The 16,810-nt window shown below is 40.8% G+C and carries 14 protein-coding genes; 8 read left to right on the forward strand and 6 right to left on the reverse strand.

Features of this window, described 5'->3' with window-relative positions; all coding sequences use genetic code 11:
- Window positions 1-9: 9 nt before the first annotated feature.
- From AC1RRY_RS21025 to polA, 4 genes are all read right to left on the reverse strand, one after another.
- On the reverse strand, window positions 10-966 hold the full coding sequence (locus AC1RRY_RS21025) for a glycosyltransferase family 9 protein (RefSeq protein ID WP_492823364.1): 957 nt from the start codon (window positions 964-966) through the stop codon (window positions 10-12).
- Window positions 963-1,862 (reverse strand): lysophospholipid acyltransferase family protein, encoded by a 900-nt coding sequence (locus AC1RRY_RS21030; protein WP_492823362.1) that lies wholly within the window; start codon window positions 1,860-1,862, stop codon window positions 963-965. Before AC1RRY_RS21030 ends, AC1RRY_RS21025 begins: the two co-directional genes overlap by 4 nt.
- Window positions 1,862-2,479, reverse strand: coding sequence for a nucleotidyltransferase family protein (locus AC1RRY_RS21035; protein ID WP_492823360.1), 618 nt, complete (start codon window positions 2,477-2,479; stop codon window positions 1,862-1,864). The genes AC1RRY_RS21030 and AC1RRY_RS21035 overlap by 1 nt, the downstream gene beginning before the upstream one ends.
- A 65-nt stretch (window positions 2,480-2,544) precedes the next feature.
- The gene (gene polA / locus AC1RRY_RS21040) at window positions 2,545-5,394 is read right to left on the reverse strand and encodes a DNA polymerase I (RefSeq protein ID WP_492823358.1); all 2,850 of its coding nucleotides are present in this window, start codon (window positions 5,392-5,394) and stop codon (window positions 2,545-2,547) included.
- 110 nt (window positions 5,395-5,504) lie between these two features.
- Between polA and AC1RRY_RS21045 the strand changes: the two genes are divergently transcribed.
- The gene (locus tag AC1RRY_RS21045; RefSeq protein WP_492823356.1) at window positions 5,505-7,016 is read left to right on the forward strand and encodes a vanadium-dependent haloperoxidase; all 1,512 of its coding nucleotides are present in this window, start codon (window positions 5,505-5,507) and stop codon (window positions 7,014-7,016) included.
- A 49-nt stretch (window positions 7,017-7,065) separates the two neighbouring features.
- A complete protein-coding gene (locus AC1RRY_RS21050; RefSeq protein WP_492823354.1) occupies window positions 7,066-7,605 on the forward strand; it encodes a YbhB/YbcL family Raf kinase inhibitor-like protein in 540 nt (179 codons plus the stop codon).
- A gap of 77 nt (window positions 7,606-7,682) precedes the next feature.
- Here AC1RRY_RS21050 and AC1RRY_RS21055 read toward each other — a convergent pair whose 3' ends face one another.
- A complete protein-coding gene (locus AC1RRY_RS21055) occupies window positions 7,683-8,294 on the reverse strand; it encodes a 7-carboxy-7-deazaguanine synthase QueE (protein WP_492823352.1) in 612 nt (203 codons plus the stop codon).
- 243 nt (window positions 8,295-8,537) lie between these two features.
- Between AC1RRY_RS21055 and ispG the strand changes: the two genes are divergently transcribed.
- From ispG to AC1RRY_RS21085, 6 genes are all read left to right on the forward strand, one after another.
- Window positions 8,538-10,508 (forward strand): (E)-4-hydroxy-3-methylbut-2-enyl-diphosphate synthase, encoded by a 1,971-nt coding sequence (ispG, locus tag AC1RRY_RS21060; protein ID WP_492823350.1) that lies wholly within the window; start codon window positions 8,538-8,540, stop codon window positions 10,506-10,508.
- 13 nt (window positions 10,509-10,521) lie between these two features.
- Window positions 10,522-10,716: a DUF6728 family protein gene (locus AC1RRY_RS21065; RefSeq protein WP_492823348.1), complete on the forward strand. Its 195-nt coding sequence runs from the start codon at window positions 10,522-10,524 to the stop codon at window positions 10,714-10,716.
- Between the two features lie 10 nt (window positions 10,717-10,726).
- Complete coding sequence (locus AC1RRY_RS21070; RefSeq protein WP_492823346.1) at window positions 10,727-11,083, forward strand: MmcQ/YjbR family DNA-binding protein; 357 nt, start codon at window positions 10,727-10,729, stop codon at window positions 11,081-11,083.
- A 4-nt stretch (window positions 11,084-11,087) separates the two neighbouring features.
- The gene (locus tag AC1RRY_RS21075) at window positions 11,088-11,642 is read left to right on the forward strand and encodes a tetratricopeptide repeat protein (RefSeq protein WP_492823344.1); all 555 of its coding nucleotides are present in this window, start codon (window positions 11,088-11,090) and stop codon (window positions 11,640-11,642) included.
- 9 nt (window positions 11,643-11,651) lie between these two features.
- Window positions 11,652-12,071 (forward strand): gamma-glutamylcyclotransferase family protein, encoded by a 420-nt coding sequence (locus AC1RRY_RS21080; protein ID WP_492823342.1) that lies wholly within the window; start codon window positions 11,652-11,654, stop codon window positions 12,069-12,071.
- 181 nt (window positions 12,072-12,252) lie between these two features.
- Window positions 12,253-14,745: a DUF5686 and carboxypeptidase-like regulatory domain-containing protein gene (locus AC1RRY_RS21085; protein ID WP_492823340.1), complete on the forward strand. Its 2,493-nt coding sequence runs from the start codon at window positions 12,253-12,255 to the stop codon at window positions 14,743-14,745.
- Window positions 14,746-14,757: 12 nt separating this feature from the next.
- Here the strand turns inward: AC1RRY_RS21085 and AC1RRY_RS21090 are convergent, their stop codons facing one another.
- Window positions 14,758-16,797: a sialate O-acetylesterase gene (locus tag AC1RRY_RS21090; protein ID WP_492823338.1), complete on the reverse strand. Its 2,040-nt coding sequence runs from the start codon at window positions 16,795-16,797 to the stop codon at window positions 14,758-14,760.
- Window positions 16,798-16,810: the final 13 nt, after the last annotated feature.

Genomic DNA, 16,810 nt, shown 5'->3' on the forward strand with positions numbered 1-16,810 from the left:
TGTCAGTTTTCAGGCATCAATGTTATCAAGTACCAAATCGTTCATGCATTTGAAGTGTCCTTTGGGACACTTGCTGTATCCTATTTTAGAACAGGGTCTGCACGGCAGGCCCTTGTTTTCAATAATGCTGAAATCTGTCTGGTATGGATACATCCCGAATTCAGGCACAGTATTACCCCAGATAGATATGATTCTTTTCTTAAGTGCCGAAGCAATGTGCATCAGGCCTGTATCATGGCTTATCAGGTATTCAGCCTGTCTCAGGATGGATGCCGACTGATTGAGGTTATATTTTCCGCAGGCATTATAAATTCTATCACCCAAAGCGCTTTGTATGATATCGCCGTTAGCTTCATCTTCTTTTCCTCCCAGCAACACCATCTTCCTGTCTATTTTACTACAAAGCTCAATCATTCTTTCAACGGGGAGCTTCTTGGTAAAATGCTGCCCTCCTATAGCATAAGCTACAAAAGACTGCGCTCCACCCAAAACCTCAGCCAGATTAACCTCATGATGGGGCGGTATAAAATAATCCAGACCCTTATTGTCGTTTACTACACCCAACGATTCTACCGTCTTTAAATTCCTGTCTACAATGTGTACATCAGGCATGCGGTTAATTTTGAAGTTGACCAGAAGCCATTTTTCAAAATTGAGCTTATCGAAGCTGAAAGACTTTTTGCCCAGTTTAAATTTGATAACTGAGGTACGCAGGTTATTGTGCAGATCAATTACATAATCGTAGTTTTCAGCCTTTAATGCATCTGTAAAAACGTTCAACGGGCCATCAAGCAGGAAATACTTATCTATATAAGGGTTATTCTCCACCAGCACTTTAAACTGCTTTTTGGTGGCAAAATGTACTTCTGCTTCAGGATACTGTAATTTCAGACATCGCACAACAGGGGTTGTGAGTACAATATCTCCGATAGAAGAAAACCGTAAGATTAAAAACTTAGTTTTCATTCTTTATAATTCAGGTCGATGTATTGACCATTTAATTTACGATATTTCCAGCGTTTGTGTGACCACATCCACGGTGCAGGATTATCTTTTATATCTCGCTCAAGTTTTTGTGCATGCGCTTCTATGATTTTTCCTTTGGGTAGTTCAGATGGGTCAGTGCTTATCATATCAAACACAGCCTTGTATTTGCCTCTGCCTGTTCTCTTAATGCACCCATAAACCACTGGAATATTGAACCGGCGGGCGAAAACTTCAGTACCTAAAAAAAACGAAGTTTCCTGATTCAGAAAGGTAGTCCAATAGGCTTTATCAGGTGGCGCAGACTGGTCATTAGCCAGAAGCAGAAGAAAGGGTTCTTCTGTCGGTTTGCTGATTTTTCTGGATGCCTCCTGCATCGAAATCATTTCAACGCCATATTTGGAGCGAAAATCAAGAAACATGCGGTTAAAATAGGTATTATGCTGAACCCTGTAAACTGTCTTTATTTTAAATGGCAGCATAAATGGCAATACCTGATTGACCCACTCATGATTTCCGTAATGGCCAGTTGAAACAATGCAGCTCTGACCTTTTCTAAATAACGCTTCTACTACTTCAGGGTTTTCAATGCTTACTCTTTTTAGAAGGGCTTCTTTTGAGATAGTCAAACATTTCAGCATTTCCAGAAAGAAATCGACAATATAATGAAAGAAAGCCCTTTCAATAACCAATAATTCTGCCTTACTTTTTTCCGGAAAACTATTTTCCAGATTAGCCCGAACCACCGATTTCCGGTAGCCTGCTACATAATAGATAATGAAGTAGCAAAAATCAGAAAGCAGATAAAGTAAAGGAAAAGGTAAAATGGAAATAAGATATAAAAAAGGTAAAGCTATATAGTAACCTACTGCCTGCATTAGTTCTGATTATAATTTGACAAAAATTCTTTGTACTCTTCCATCGTATCCAGGTCAAATTTCCCAAGAGGAAAATCTACCGTAATGGTTTTATCCGGATGAACCATGATTACTTTCTTGGCGCCGATGTCACCCTTTAGTTCAAGTAGCTCAGTAAAAAGTTTCCTTTTGAAAAGAACCGGTATTCCTGTCTGCCCGTCATATCGGCTGGCTACAATATCAGGTTGTTCCTCAGTACCTTCTATATTTTCCTGCGCTTTTTTAATTAGTTTATTAATAAGCTCTGTCGAAACAAAGGGCATGTCTACCGTAAGAAAAATAACGGCTTCTATATCCTTGAAAGTTATATAAGCACCAACTAAACCCATTTTTAACGAACTGGCCATCCCCTCCTGCCAATTAGGATTATCTATAATGGTAACCGGCATTCGTTCTAATTCCTTGCGAACCAATTCTCTGTTAGCACCCAAAACCACTACAATCGGATAGCAGTGCACATCCATTGCCATTTCTGTAACACGCCTGATAAGCGATTGCCCCTCAATCGACAACATTTGCTTGGGCGCTCCCATTCTTGACGACGCCCCTGCAGCCAAAATAACTATACTCACATTCATAAATACACTGTAGTAGCTGGCCAGACAAAATGACTGACCGGTTCACTATTAAATTTAAAAAAACATTAATGAGCTTCTAACCAGTTACTGCCTACGCCCATTCCGGTCTCCATCTTAACAGGTAACGGAATTGCCGTACACATGAGTTCATCTACTTTCTGTTTAAGATATTCTACTTCAGTATGGTAAGCATCAAAAACCAACTCATCGTGTACCTGTAATATCATTTTTGATTGCAGCTTTTCTTTTTTCAGGAAGTCGTGAATATTAATCATGGCTACCTTGATCATATCAGCCGCCGAACCTTGAATCGGAGCGTTAATGGCATTTCGCTCTGCAAAACCTCTGTCGACCAGATTCTGAGAGTTAATATCTCTCAGATACCGGCGCCTGCCCATAATGGTTTCAACATATTTGGTCTCACGCGCTTTGTTGATGGTGGCATCCATAAAAGTTTTAATTTTAGGGAATTCGAGCCAGTACGAATCTATTATTTCTTTGGCCTCTCCTCTTGGTATCGCCAATCGTTGCGCCAAACCAAAGGCAGAAATACCATAGATGATACCGAAGTTTACCATTTTGGCTTTCCGGCGCATATCTGATGTTACCTGATCGAGCGATACTTTGAATACCTTCGATGCCGTGGTGGAGTGAATGTCAATCCCCTGATTGAAGGCATTCAACATACTATCGTCTTCGCTAAATGCGGCCATAATGCGCAATTCTATCTGCGAATAATCGGCCGATAGAATCACATGATTCTCGTCACGTGGTATAAATGCTTTTCTGATTTCCCGTCCGCGAACCGTACGAATAGGAATATTCTGTAAGTTGGGGTTGGTAGAACTCAAACGGCCGGTAGCAGCCACCGCCTGATTATACGACGTATGTATTCTGCCGGTTTTTTTCGAAATCAGTGTTGGCAAGGCATCCACATAAGTGCTTTTCAACTTAACCAATTCTCTGAAATCCAGAATTTTCCTCACAATTTCATGCTCTCCTTCCAGTTTCGATAACACGTCTTCACCGGTGGCATATTGCCCTGTTTTCGTTTTCTTGGCGTTTTTATCGAGCTTCATGCGATCAAATAAAATCTCGCCCAGTTGTTTGGGTGAAGAAACATTAAATTCGCCTCCTGCCAGCTGATAAATATTTCGTTGGATTTCCTGTATATCAGTATCAAGCACGCGCGACATGTCGTGGAGTGTTTCGGTGCTTACTTTCACACCGGCCATTTCCATGTCTGCCAAAACATTTACCAGTGGCATTTCAACCTCTGCCAATAACTTTGTCTGTTGGCTGTCAGCACCCAAACGAGGTGCCAGCACACTTTTAAGTTGCAATGTTACATCGGCGTCTTCTGCGGCATAATCTTTTATTTTTTCAATATCAGCCTGGCGCATAGATAACTGCGCTTTACCCTTTTTACCAATCAGCGTTTCTATAGAAACGGGCTCATAGTTCAGGTAAACATTAGCCAGATAATCCATCCCGTGTCTTTGCTCCGGCTCAATAATATAGTGCGCCAGCATGGTATCATACAACTTGCCTTTTACTTCAATATCATAATTTTGCAGAATCATCAAATCGTATTTGATGTTCTGGCCTATCTTCATGATGGCTTCATTTTCAAATACTTCTTTGAATTCCTGCAAGATTGCATGCGCCTCCTGCTGGTTTTCAGGTAATGGTATGTAATAAGCCTCGCCTTTAATATAGGCAAAAGACATCCCCACAATTTCAGCATCTACGGCTTCTACAGAAGTGGTTTCTGTATCGAAACAGAATTCTTCTTGCTGTGAAAGATAATAAATAAGGCTTTTGCGCAATTCGGGTGTATTAATGAGGTGATACTCATGCACTACCGAATCAATGGTATCTTTATTGGAATGATAGTGAGCCTCAAATCCTTCCTCGTGTTCTTCCGGAAAAAGACCATTGGCTGGGGCAGACGTTTCAAATAATGAAATTTGTTCGCCTGATTTTGCCCCGATTGCCGATTTCTTTTCCGCAGCTTTAGGTGCCGGTGCGCTACCGGGTTCGTCAGGTAAAAGTCTTTTTCTCAGGGTTCTGAACTCCAGTTCATCCAATAATGGTGATAGCAATTCTACATGCGGTGGCATGATTTTGAGCTTGTCGGCATCAAAAGTTATCGGTACGTTCAGTTCTATTTTTGCCAGTTCTTTAGACAGAAGCGCAATCTCTTTATTATTCCTTACCGACTCGCCCAGTTTTCCGGTAAGTCTTTCACTATTGGCCAGCAGGTTTTCAATAGAATCATATTCGGCTATTAGCTTGGCAGCTGTTTTCTCTCCTACGCCCGGAATCCCCGGTATATTATCTACCGCGTCGCCCATCAGTCCCAGCATGTCTACTACCTGGTCAACATGTTTGATATTCCAGCGGGCGCAAACTTCGTTTGGCCCCATTATTTCTACATCTTTCCCCAGAATAGCCGGTTTATACAGATAAATATGTTCTTCTACTAATTGTCCGTAGTCCTTATCGGGCGTCATCATGTATACTTCAAATCCTTCCTGTGCTGCTTTTTTGGCCAGTGTACCAATCACGTCGTCAGCTTCATAGCCCGGCAGCATTAATGTAGGAATATCCATTGCCTCAACCAGTTTCTTTACATAAGGTATGGCTACGGTAATATCTTCCGGTTGTTCCTGACGGTTAGCTTTATAGGCAGGATACATCGTGTTTCTGAAAGTACCGCCTGGTAAGTCAAATGCAACGCCCAGATGCGTCGGTTTTTCTTTCTGAATAACCTCCAGCAATGAGTTCGCAAATCCGAAAACACAACTGGTATTTAAGCCTTGTGACGTGATTCTTGGTGCTTTCAGAAAAGCAAAATGGGCCCGGTAGATAAGAGCCATTGCATCAAGAAGAAATAATTTTTTGTCGGGCATTGTGTATTTTGTTGGTAAACTGTTGCAAAAACCTTTTCTTAATCAGATTTTTGTGCATAATTGTATTTCGGTTCAAATATTCGTCTTTTTTACAGAAAATCTCTCACACCATGAAAAAATCTTTTTTGGCCGGTATTTTAATCATCGTTAGTCTCGGGGTATTCGGGCAACAGAAAGCAACTACCAAATCAGCAACTAAAAAGAGTCCGCCGCCCACCGTAAAAAAAGCTGTGTCACCTAAACCAACTACAAAGGTAACTCAAGCGCCGGTTAATACGCAACAGGAAGAAGAAATTGAAGAAATTGATGATGCCTCAGCATCAGATTCGGTAACCACCTCACCCATTTTAAGAAAAAGAGAGCCTCAGCGAAAATATAATTATGAAACGTCAGATCTGATGGTGCACTGGCACGAGCTGATTCTGGATTTAATAGAACAAACCATTGGCTATAGCCCTAATGTTGCGGCACGTAACACGGCCTATATAAACATTGCGGCTTATGAGGCCATTCTACCGGCATATTCAGACAATTTTTCATTGTCCGGACAATTGCAGGAGTTTAAAAAACCTGACAGCCTTTTTGTTGACAGCACCAACTTCAATGCTTCTGTAGCGGCCTCGAGCGCTATTTTCAAAATGATCGACAGGCTATTTGTTTCTTCACCTTTCATCTGGATGGAGAAAGTCTATGCCCTTAATGATACCGTTAATAATCATTTTAAGCGGAAACTATCAGCCGAAACGATGGAGAAATCGCAGAAGTATGGAGCCAGAATTGCCGACTGGGTGTATAACTACTCTATGACAGACGGCGGGCACAATACTTTTATGCGTACCTACGACATGAACTACAAAATACCTGTTTGTACATCCTGCTTCGAAATTAACCGCGTTGCCGATTTAGAAAACACCGGGCCTTTACATCCGTATTGGGGGAAGAACCGTGCTTTCGTTGCCGATAATCAGAATGGCATTGATATAAAACCTAAGGTAGAATTTTCAATTTATCAGAATTCACCTTTTTATAAAATGGCACTGGAGGTCTATAATATTTCGAAAGAAGTGCTGCCAAACAGCAAAAAATTACAGATTGCCAACTTCTGGGACGACGCCGCCTCTTTTACTTACTCTGCTCCGGGGCATTCAGTATCTATTCTTACACAAGTGTTAAAACAGTATCCTAAAAGCCTCGACACAGCTGCTGAGCTATACAGCAACCTCACCATAGGTTTGAATGATACATTTATTGCTACCTGGAAAATAAAATACGAGCAGAATTTTATCAGACCCATTGCCTTTATAAAACGATACATAGACAGCAAATGGGAAGCAGCCTTATTAACACCTCCTTTCCCTGAGTTTCCGTCAGGGCATTCGGCACAATCGGCAGCTATGGCATCCATATTGACTGAAAAATTAGGTGATAACGTAAGCTATATTGATTACTCTAAGTATTTCGTAGGGCTACCTCGCAAATTTACCTCGTTCTGGGAAGCAGCCAACGAATGCAGTATTTCAAGGATTTATGGGGGTATACATTTCAGAGACGGAATAGAGCAAGGATCTGCAGTGGGCAAAATTGTAGGGAAAAATACATTGAGACTGCAATACAAAAAATAAGGTTTTTAATGCAAAACTTTAAATCCAGAATAGCTAAATCAAAATTGAAATGAAAAAATTAAGCACATCTTTACTGTTAGTTCTTGTGTTGAGCAATTTTGCTATGGCGCAGAACTTTACCTTAAAAAGTGATGATCTACGCGGGCAAGCCACTATTAAAGAGTTTTACAACAGCTTTGGTTGCACGGGTCAGAATATCTCACCACAATTGTCATGGTCGGGCGTACCCAAAGGTACACAGAGCTTTGCCGTAACTATTTATGATAAAGATGCACCTACCGGAAGCGGTTTCTGGCATTGGGTGGTGTTTAATATTCCTGCCGATGTGAGAGAACTGAAGTCTGGTGCGGGAGACGTGACCAAATCTATTGCTCCGCAAGAGTGCGTACAAAGTATTACAGATTTTGGTACTTCGGGTTATGGTGGCCCGTGTCCTCCTCCCGGTGCCCCACACGAATACCTGATAACTGTGTATGCCTTAAAAACCAAATTAGAATTAGGTAAAAATACAAGCCCGGCATTGGTAGGATTCAATCTGAATGCCAACACATTGGCCAAAGCCTCTATTGTGATGTACGGACAACGCTGAGAATCATAGCTTACTTATAAAAATAGCCGCTCGATTGCTCGGGCGGCTATTTTTATTCAGATGATCCTGACAGACAATCAGGGAATATCCATATACTTATGCGTTTGCAGGCTAACCCTCCATTGAGGATTGTCTTTTACATAATCAATTATTAGCGGCAGCATCTCGGTGTGTCTACTCCATTCGGGTTGCAGCAACAAAATGCAGTCTTTATTGACAAGCCCGGCATGTTTTTCAGCAAATGCAAAGTCAGACTTGTTATAAACAATCACTTTAAGTTCATGCGCATCTGTATAGATACTTTCGTGCGGAGTTTTAAATTTTTTAGGCGAAAAACAAACCCAATCCCATGAGCCACTCATTTCGTATACGCCAGATGTCTCAATGTTAGTTTTAAATCCGGCCTGTTGAAGTGCACCGGTCAGTTCGTCCAGGTTATACATTAAAGGTTCGCCACCCGTAATAACAGCCATGCGCCCTGTATACTCTAAAGCGCCGTTTACAATTTCGTCAATACTGAATTGCGGATGAATCGAGGCATCCCACGAGTCTTTCACGTCGCACCACACACAGCCAACATCACATCCCCCTAAGCGAATAAAATATGCCGCTTTGCCCGCATGATACCCTTCTCCCTGAAGAGTATAAAATGATTCCATCACCGGCAATTTTACTTCTTCAATAACCATTACTGTTTTTTTTTACAAAATTATTAATATTCCGGCATTTTTTCATAGATATCGCCATCTGTAGTTTATAAAATGAGAATATTAAAATTTAGTCTGCCAAAATCACAATTAACAATAGAGCAATGCATTGAAACAAAACGCCGAAATCACTTTTTTGAATTTATCTTAAATTTTTCAACCTTTCTTGTATAAAACTCGTTATATTCATGGTTAGATTTGCGTGAAAAAACTGAACATATTGTAATGTCCGAGTCTGAAAAAAAATATTGTGATTCTTTAACTGAATATACCCGAAGAAAAACGGTTCAAGTGAAAGTGGGTGACGTATGGATGGGGTCTGATTACCCGATCAGGGTACAATCAATGACTACTATCGACACCATGGATACGACCGGGTCGGTTGAGCAATCTATAAGAATGATTGAAAGCGGATGCGAAATTGTAAGAATAACCGCCCCAAGTGTAAAGGAAGCACAAAACCTTGAAAACATAAAGAACGAGCTGCGTCGCAGAGGTTATTCTACGCCTCTGGTAGCCGATATACACTTTACACCCAATGCGGCCGAACTGGCAGCAAGAATAGTTGAAAAGGTCAGGATAAATCCGGGAAACTATGCCGATAAGAAACGTTTCGAATTCATAGATTATACAGAAGAGAATTATCAGTCGGAGCTACAGAGAATAAGAGACCGTTTTCTGCCTTTGATCAAGATTTGCAAAGAATACGGCACAGCCTTGCGGATTGGTACCAATCATGGCTCGCTTTCAGACAGAATCTTAAGCCGCTATGGTGATACACCACTCGGCATGGTTGAGTCTGCTTTAGAGTTTCTGAGAATCTGCGAAGATGAAAGCTATTTCAATATCGTGATTTCCATGAAATCGTCGAACCCGCAAGTGATGGTTGAGGCTTACCGCCTGTTGGTGCAAAGATTAGCCGCCGAAAACCTGAAGCCTTATCCGCTGCACTTAGGGGTTACTGAAGCCGGAGAAGGAGAAGATGGCAGAATTAAATCGGCGATGGGAATAGGTACATTGCTGGAAGACGGATTGGGAGACACTGTTCGTGTAAGTTTAACGGAAGACCCTGAATTTGAAGCGCCTGTGGCCCGTACCCTGGTAGACCGTTATACGCATCGGGCAGAAAAAGCACAGCCCATCACTCCTGTTATTACTATTCCGATTAACCCTTATCAGTATCAGAGACGGGAAACATGGGAAGTGGGCAATTTCGGGGGTTTGAATGTACCGCGGGTTATTGCCGATTTTTCGGGTATTGTAGTTGAAAAACACGAAGATTTAAAGCCTATCGGGCACTTTTATTTGCCATTGCCAGATAAATGGCGTATGAACGATATCGGTGCTGATTATATTTACAGTGGCAATAAACCTATCCCGTTTATGCTGCCCAATGGCTTAAAGGAAATTCTTGACGCCGACGCATGGAACTTGCAAGAAGACAAAACACACAAAATACCGTTATTTGACGCAAGTGGTTTTATTAAAGCCTCGACCGACGGTCAATTGCATCAGTCAGTCAATTTCGTAAAAATAACCCTTGCCGACCTCACATCTGCTCTGATAGCTTCTCTTCAGTTGCACCATAACGTGGTTCTGGTGGTTGAAACAGCAAACGAAGCAGCCATGTCTGAGCTAAGAAAACTGTATTTTGAACTGCTCAATACCGGAGTCAGAAACCCGGTAGTATTGAAGCGCGATTACAGTAATCTGCCAGAAGTAGATGCGCAATTATACGCAGCTACCGATTGCGGCGGGCTATTGGTAGACGGTTTCGGCGACGGCATCCTATTATCTTTCGATAACCCTGCCGTTGCCAACAGTACTTCTTTTGGTATTCTGCAGGCTGCCCGTACCCGTATGAGCAAAACAGAGTACATCAGCTGTCCGTCTTGCGGTCGTACCCTGTTTGATTTGCAGGAGACCACAGCCCTGATACGCAAACACACCGACCATCTGAAAGGAGTTAAAATCGGCATCATGGGCTGTATAGTAAATGGCCCCGGCGAAATGGCCGATGCAGACTATGGGTATGTAGGTATCGGTAAAGACAAAATAGCCTTGTATCGCGGGCAGAACGTGGTAAAGAAGTCGGTTCATGCCGACAACGCAGTCAATGAATTAATAGAACTAATTAAAGAAGATGGTCGTTGGTTAGAGCCTGAAGTTTTGGAAATGGAGCTGATGAACGATTGATGCAAGCAATAAAATGTTAGAAAAACTAAAACACTATCTGGCAATCGGGCCGGTTTTTGCCTACTTTTTCAGAGTATTCCGCAAAGACAAAGAAGGTAAATACCCGCATAGTTTCAATTTGAAAATGATGCACGGAATCAACAAGATTTCCATCATCATATTTTTCATTTGTCTCGTAGTAATGGTAACCCGTTGCGCCACCCGATAATCGAAACGCTATGAACCTGGATTCTTTCAGAGAGTATTGTTTATCTAAAAAAGGAGTTACTGAAGAATTACCTTTTGGCCCCGATACCTTGGTTTATAAAGTAATGGGTAAAATGTTTGCCCTGGTAGGTATCGAAAACCAACCTCTGGTTGTAAGTCTGAAAAATACCCCTGAAAAAAACGAAGAGCTACGGGCCGAATACGACAGCGTGGTGGGCGGGTATCACATGAATAAAAAGCATTGGAATACCATTACGGCCAATGCAAGCATAAAAGACCCGGTTTTGAAAGAATGGATTACCGAGTCGTATGAATTGGTGGCTAAAAGCTTGCCAAAGAAAACCCAGGAGGAACTCAATAAAGCATAACCGGATGGAAGCTTTGCTGATTGGCATACCATTTTTGATTTACATCTATCTGAGAATCAGATCGGGTAGTGCTATCACGCCTCAGGAACATGACGAAATAGTTTTAAAGGAAGGAATAGAGGCTTATAAAGCAGGTAATTACCTGGGGGCTTTCAGATACTTTGACATAGAAGTAATAGAGCACCCCAGATCATCAACGGTTTATCTGTATCTGGGCAAGTGTCATTACTATTTCGAAAACTGGGAGGCTGCACTTGCAGATTTCGAAAAATCAATTCGTTTAGATAATTCTCTGGCAGAAACTTTTTACTGGAAAGGTCAGTGCCATTATCAATTGGAAGACTATAAAATGTCACTTTTGGAATTCAGGCGTTCTTCCAGAATGTATTTGGACAGAAACCCCGAAGTATTAAGAATGATTGGTGAGCTGGAATTTAGAATTGCTGACTTTGAAAGCGCCGAAAAAAGTTTTAAAATTGCTGCTGCATTAGGCGACAGTAAATCTACTATATTGTTACGTACGCTTTTTTATGACAACATAAAAAAAGCATCTAGTTGAATCAAAGAAATGATTGAGAATCAGTATCTGTTTGTTTATGGTACTCTGCTAAGCGAGTACGGAAACATTGAATCGCACGATTGGATAAACTTGTATGCCGAGCCAATGGGCAAGGCCAAAATGGAGGGCAAGATGTACATGGTGGACTATTATCCTGGTATTATTCCCTGCCAAAGTGGAGAGAAATACTTTGTGAAAGGTGAAATGTACAGATTGAAAGAACCCGACAAGTTATTTTCTCTCTTAGATAAGTATGAAGAGTATTATCCGATGGACCCCGACCATTCAGAATACGTGCGCAAAAGAGCAAAAGTAATTCTGAAAAGTGACGGACAAGAATATGAAGCGTGGGTGTATTATTTCAATCAGTCGATTGAAAATCTCGAATTTATGCCCAAAGGAGATTTCATAAACGAGTATCATAAATAGTTACGCTGCCATTTGCTTCGTCATTAGTCAGTTCCATTGTTTGAAAGCGCAAAACCATCAGTCTTTTTTTGCATTTTTCAAACAATATCTATCAACATATAACGTATTTCAAGAAAAGAAGCAACTATTCTCTTTGCCAATACGTTTTATCGTGTAGATTAGTGAACTGAAAAGATATGAAATGAAGCAACTTTATTTTCTGATTTTATACCTCACCACCACCATAGTTTCTGCACAAACCGCTTTCACCATTAAAGGAAAAGTAACAGATTTCGTTACACACGACCCAATCCCCTTTGCTTCTATCAGTCTTAAAAAAACTAACATAGGAAAAAACACAGACTTCGAAGGTAATTTCATCCTTCAGCTTTCCACCCTCAATTCAGATTCTTTGCTTGTCAGTTGTTTGGGATACGCCAGTAAGACAGTTTTTATCAGGCGCGATTCATTGACACAGACTTTGAATATACAACTAAGGCCCTCAGAAATACTATTGCACGAAATAACCGTTCATGCGGGCGAAAATCCGGCCTGGGCTATTATCAGAAAAGTAGTAGATGCAAAACCAGAGAATAACTACAAAAAACTGAATGCGTTCGACTACAAAAGTTATAATAAGATAGAAGTTGATATCAATAATATATCTGACAAGCTACGGAAAAGAAAACTTGCACAGAAAGTAAACAAAGCCATTGAAGCCATGGGCACCCTGACCGATGAAGAGGGCAAAGCACTGGTGCCAACTTTTATATCTGAATCGGTGTCTCATTATTATTTCAGAAATAACCCACGGCTGTCGAAAGAAATTATTGAAAAAACCAATATTAAAGGCATTGGTGTGACAGACGGGAGCCTTACGGCTCAGTTGATCGGCTCAACGTTTCAACAGTATAATTTTTATGTAAATCAGGTTAACTTGCTCAACAAAGACTTCGCCTCTCCTATTGCTGACGATTGGCGGCTGATTTATGACTATTATCTGGCCGACAGTACTTATCTGGGCGATGATTTTTGCTACAGAATTGAGTTTACCCCCAAAAGAAAACAGGATTTGGCCTTTGCCGGCACAATGTGGATACACAAAGGAACCTGGGCAATTGTACAGATTGATGCGGCTATATCTAAAGACGCAAATCTGAACTTTGTAGAAAGAATCAAAATTCAGCAGGAACTTGAGCCGGTAGATAAAATCTGGATGCCTGTGAAGAACCGGATTCTGGTTGACGTTTCGGAAGTTACCAAAGGCTCGGCCGGATTACTTCTGAAATTCACCAACTATAACGAAGACATTGTTATCAATAAACCTCAGGACATAAAGTTTTATGCAAGCGGTATTGAAATTGCTCCTGACTACAGAGAAGCAGATGGCAAATACTGGCAATCGGTTCGTCCGGAGCCTTTCACAAAAGATGAGCAACTGGCTTATTCGATGATCGATACCATCAAGACTATTCCGGCTATAAAAAACTACACCGAAATAGCCAAGATTCTTACCAGTGGCTATACAAGGTTGTTTACAGGCATCGAATTAGGTTCGCTGGTGTATTCGGGTGCAATTAATAATATAGAAGGCGTACGCCTGAGATTGGGCTTGCGAACCAATTACGAGTTTAGCAGAAAATGGGTACTGGAAGGTTACCTTGCCTACGGAACCAAAGATGAAGCATGGAAAATGGGTGGTGAAGTAACAAGGATTTTTTCACGCAAGCCCTGGACAACCGTCAATCTCAAATATACGCACGACATAGAGCAGGTAGGTTTAAGAAAAGAAGATTTAGGATTAGGGCCTGTTTTTTCGGCGTATATGCGTTTCTTCACATTGAACAGGCCTTACTATGAAGATGAAAGCCGGATTCAGTTTCAGAGAGAAGTATCCAAGGGTGTTTTTACTTCGTTTGGTTTCAGAACCCGGAGTTTTGACCCTCTCTATCATTTTCAATATAGAATTCAACCCGATTTAGGTGACTCCTCACCTCTCACCAAACGTTTTAGCACGTCAGAATTTTTGTCTGAAATCACCTTTGCAAGAGACGAGCTCGCCGTAGTGAATGATAATGAAAGGCTGAGTTTCGGAACCGTGAAGTCTCCTACTATTACCCTTAAGTATACGCTTGGGGCTAAAAATCTCTTGAATAGCGACTTCACCTATCATAACCTGATGGTCAAATACAGCCATACACTTAATTTGGGCTATTTCGGTAAAACATATTACCGGGCAGAGACAGGAGCCATTTTCGGAACCGTTCCCTATCCTTTATTAAAAAGCCATTTGGGTAACGAATCTGTTTTTATCGTAAGCAATTCGTTTAACCTGATGAATAATTTTGAGTTCATCAGCGACCGTTATTTCACTGTGCGCTACAATCATGACTTTGAAGGATTGCTTTTTAATCGGTTTCCACTCATTAAAAAGTTGAAATGGCGAACATTTACTACCGGTAAATTTCTGTGGGGAACCCTGACCGACAAGAATTATGGCATAACCCCGCAAAAAACAGAAACCGATTTCAGAACATTTTCCGGCTTAGGCAAAGCTCCTTATGTTGAATTGGGCTATGGTGTCAGTAATATTTTCAAATTCTTCAGAGTAGAAGCCATGCATCGGCTTACCTATCTTGACAAACCCGACGTCAGAAAATTCGGAGTGAAAGTTTCTGCTGAAATAACACTTTAGAATGAGCAATTTCTAATCGACAACAATTCGTTTAGTAACTTTCCGTTGATTTTTGTCTACCGCTTCCAATAGATAAATGCCAGGTTTCAGATTTACGGTTGAAACAGAAATGATGTCTGTTTTGGACGAAATCCTTTGCACAATGTTTCCGATACTATTGGTTAATACTACTTCTTGCACAGGTACTTGCAATTCTATTTTAATCTCTGCACCCAGTGAAACAGGATTCGGATAAATACGCATGAGTTCATCTTGTTCAGCAACAGGGCTCATCGGCACAGCCACTTCAATGGTATCACCATAACTATCATTATCGAATTTTAACCTGTAGTAATATTTCACGCCCTTCTTTACCTTGTAGTCGTAGTACCAGTCTTGTCCGTTATATAAACCATCACTGACGGTGGCAATTCTGCTAAAATTAAGTGGGGCATTGACCGATTTCTCAAGTGTAAAATTCTGGTTCTTAAAATTCGGCCATTCTATAGTAGTTCTTCCCGAATTATCGTCCCATTGAGCAGTCAGATCTGTTTCAACTTCAGGAGCTTCGGTAATATCAAAATTTTTGAAAGTAAGTGCATGTAATCCTCTTGAGTTTTTAAGATAAGGAATACCTTGAATCCACTCATAACCAATTATAAAATTATCGGGGCAATAGGTCACTTTTTTAGCATTGCTGGTTTCTGACAATTTTAGAATAATTTTGTTGCCGTAGCTTTTACCACTTACGATTTTCCCCTGCTGGCCATCCAGATAAATATAATCTTTAAAATAGGCCATTGTTCCATCATTCTTGGGCACACTATAATCCGGAAACTGCATTTTCTGATCTGCTTCAAATTCCAGTATTAACGCATCATGATTACGGGAAAAATAGGCCTTCTGGATATTCGGTGAATTAATTTCTGCAACATCAGTACTGTTCATGAAATCTCTGGCAATCAGTCTTGCCACATCCTTACCGTTTTGTACATAGCCCTCATAGCTATAGTGCAGGGCATCAAAACCCGGAGTACCAATAGTAGCTATTGTCTCACAATCAGGATAAATCTCGCTTACTCTCCTCTGAAAATCTCTTAAATCACCGGCTTTGTCGTTGTCAGCCCAATAGATATTATTCTGGTAAACATATATTTTCTCTATCGACTGAAAATCTTCATGAAGCTGATTACGCAGTCCATCGAACTTACCGGCATAAAGTCCGGCACGGTATGCTTCAAAAGCTTCACTTTCTCCCTGTCTCCAAATCAATATTCTGGCCTTTTTACCAAATCCGGATTTGTTGGCTTTTCTCAATAATTTGCCGTAATGATATTGGAGGTCTTCATGATTATTTTCATTGCGAATCATTAGTTCATCAATGCTCGTATTGCCTACAGAACCATTAGCAATACCAATTGGAACCTTATACTTATCAATCAATTGCCTTTGTACTTCTAAACCCAGAAGACCCGCATAATAATGATTCCATTTAGCAGTGGCTGCCCAGGAATACTGATCTGTATTAAAATCAGCAAGTATAACCCTTCCGAACTTAAATTCATCGTTAAATTTCTCTATCTCAGGAGAGCTGTTGGCCTCAGCATTTGACTGTCCGTAAATAATAATGTTATCGCCACATACTACCTGTTTGGCTTCTCTGATAAGCGTAGAATCACCGGCGCCTTTGTGGGCATAAAAATAAAACTCATATACTACCAATCCGGCTTTAATGGCTGGTTGAAAAGAAAAGTCTGCGTAAGTTGCTCCTCCTGTCTGAAAGTTGAGTTTCTGCTTTTGTCTGTATATGCTATTATTGTCTTTCGTCACAATAACCGAAACATCAGTATATTCTTGCGCGAAGAATCTTCCTTTGATATCCACCAAAGCAGTATTCAGATCATCTCGTTGATAGAGCTGAGCCTCAAGCGGAAATTCATCGTACTCAATACGTTGTGCCAATGCAGATTGAAAGGCAATAATCAGGGCAAAGCCTATAATAAAAAAAGTTTGTCCAATCTTAGTTGATTGAACAAACCTTTTAGTCTTTTTTGAATATATATTTTTATTCATTCAGAGCTGCGTA

Source organism: Emticicia sp. GW821-FHT11C11, assembly GCF_058808615.1.

Excerpts from the sequence above, each read along its gene's own strand:
- AC1RRY_RS21025 (WP_492823364.1), bottom strand. The coding sequence starts at position 966 with ATGAAAACTAAGTTTTTAATCTTACGGTTTTCTTCTATCGGAGATATT.
- AC1RRY_RS21030 (WP_492823362.1), bottom strand. The coding sequence starts at position 1,862 with ATGCAGGCAGTAGGTTACTATATAGCTTTACCTTTTTTATATCTTATT.
- AC1RRY_RS21035 (WP_492823360.1), bottom strand. The coding sequence starts at position 2,479 with ATGAATGTGAGTATAGTTATTTTGGCTGCAGGGGCGTCGTCAAGAATG.
- polA (WP_492823358.1), bottom strand. The coding sequence starts at position 5,394 with ATGCCCGACAAAAAATTATTTCTTCTTGATGCAATGGCTCTTATCTAC.
- AC1RRY_RS21045 (WP_492823356.1), top strand. The coding sequence starts at position 5,505 with ATGAAAAAATCTTTTTTGGCCGGTATTTTAATCATCGTTAGTCTCGGG.
- AC1RRY_RS21050 (WP_492823354.1), top strand. The coding sequence starts at position 7,066 with ATGAAAAAATTAAGCACATCTTTACTGTTAGTTCTTGTGTTGAGCAAT.
- AC1RRY_RS21055 (WP_492823352.1), bottom strand. The coding sequence starts at position 8,294 with ATGGTTATTGAAGAAGTAAAATTGCCGGTGATGGAATCATTTTATACT.
- ispG (WP_492823350.1), top strand. The coding sequence starts at position 8,538 with ATGTCCGAGTCTGAAAAAAAATATTGTGATTCTTTAACTGAATATACC.
- AC1RRY_RS21065 (WP_492823348.1), top strand. The coding sequence starts at position 10,522 with ATGTTAGAAAAACTAAAACACTATCTGGCAATCGGGCCGGTTTTTGCC.
- AC1RRY_RS21070 (WP_492823346.1), top strand. The coding sequence starts at position 10,727 with ATGAACCTGGATTCTTTCAGAGAGTATTGTTTATCTAAAAAAGGAGTT.
- AC1RRY_RS21075 (WP_492823344.1), top strand. The coding sequence starts at position 11,088 with ATGGAAGCTTTGCTGATTGGCATACCATTTTTGATTTACATCTATCTG.
- AC1RRY_RS21080 (WP_492823342.1), top strand. The coding sequence starts at position 11,652 with ATGATTGAGAATCAGTATCTGTTTGTTTATGGTACTCTGCTAAGCGAG.
- AC1RRY_RS21085 (WP_492823340.1), top strand. The coding sequence starts at position 12,253 with ATGAAGCAACTTTATTTTCTGATTTTATACCTCACCACCACCATAGTT.
- AC1RRY_RS21090 (WP_492823338.1), bottom strand. The coding sequence starts at position 16,797 with ATGAATAAAAATATATATTCAAAAAAGACTAAAAGGTTTGTTCAATCA.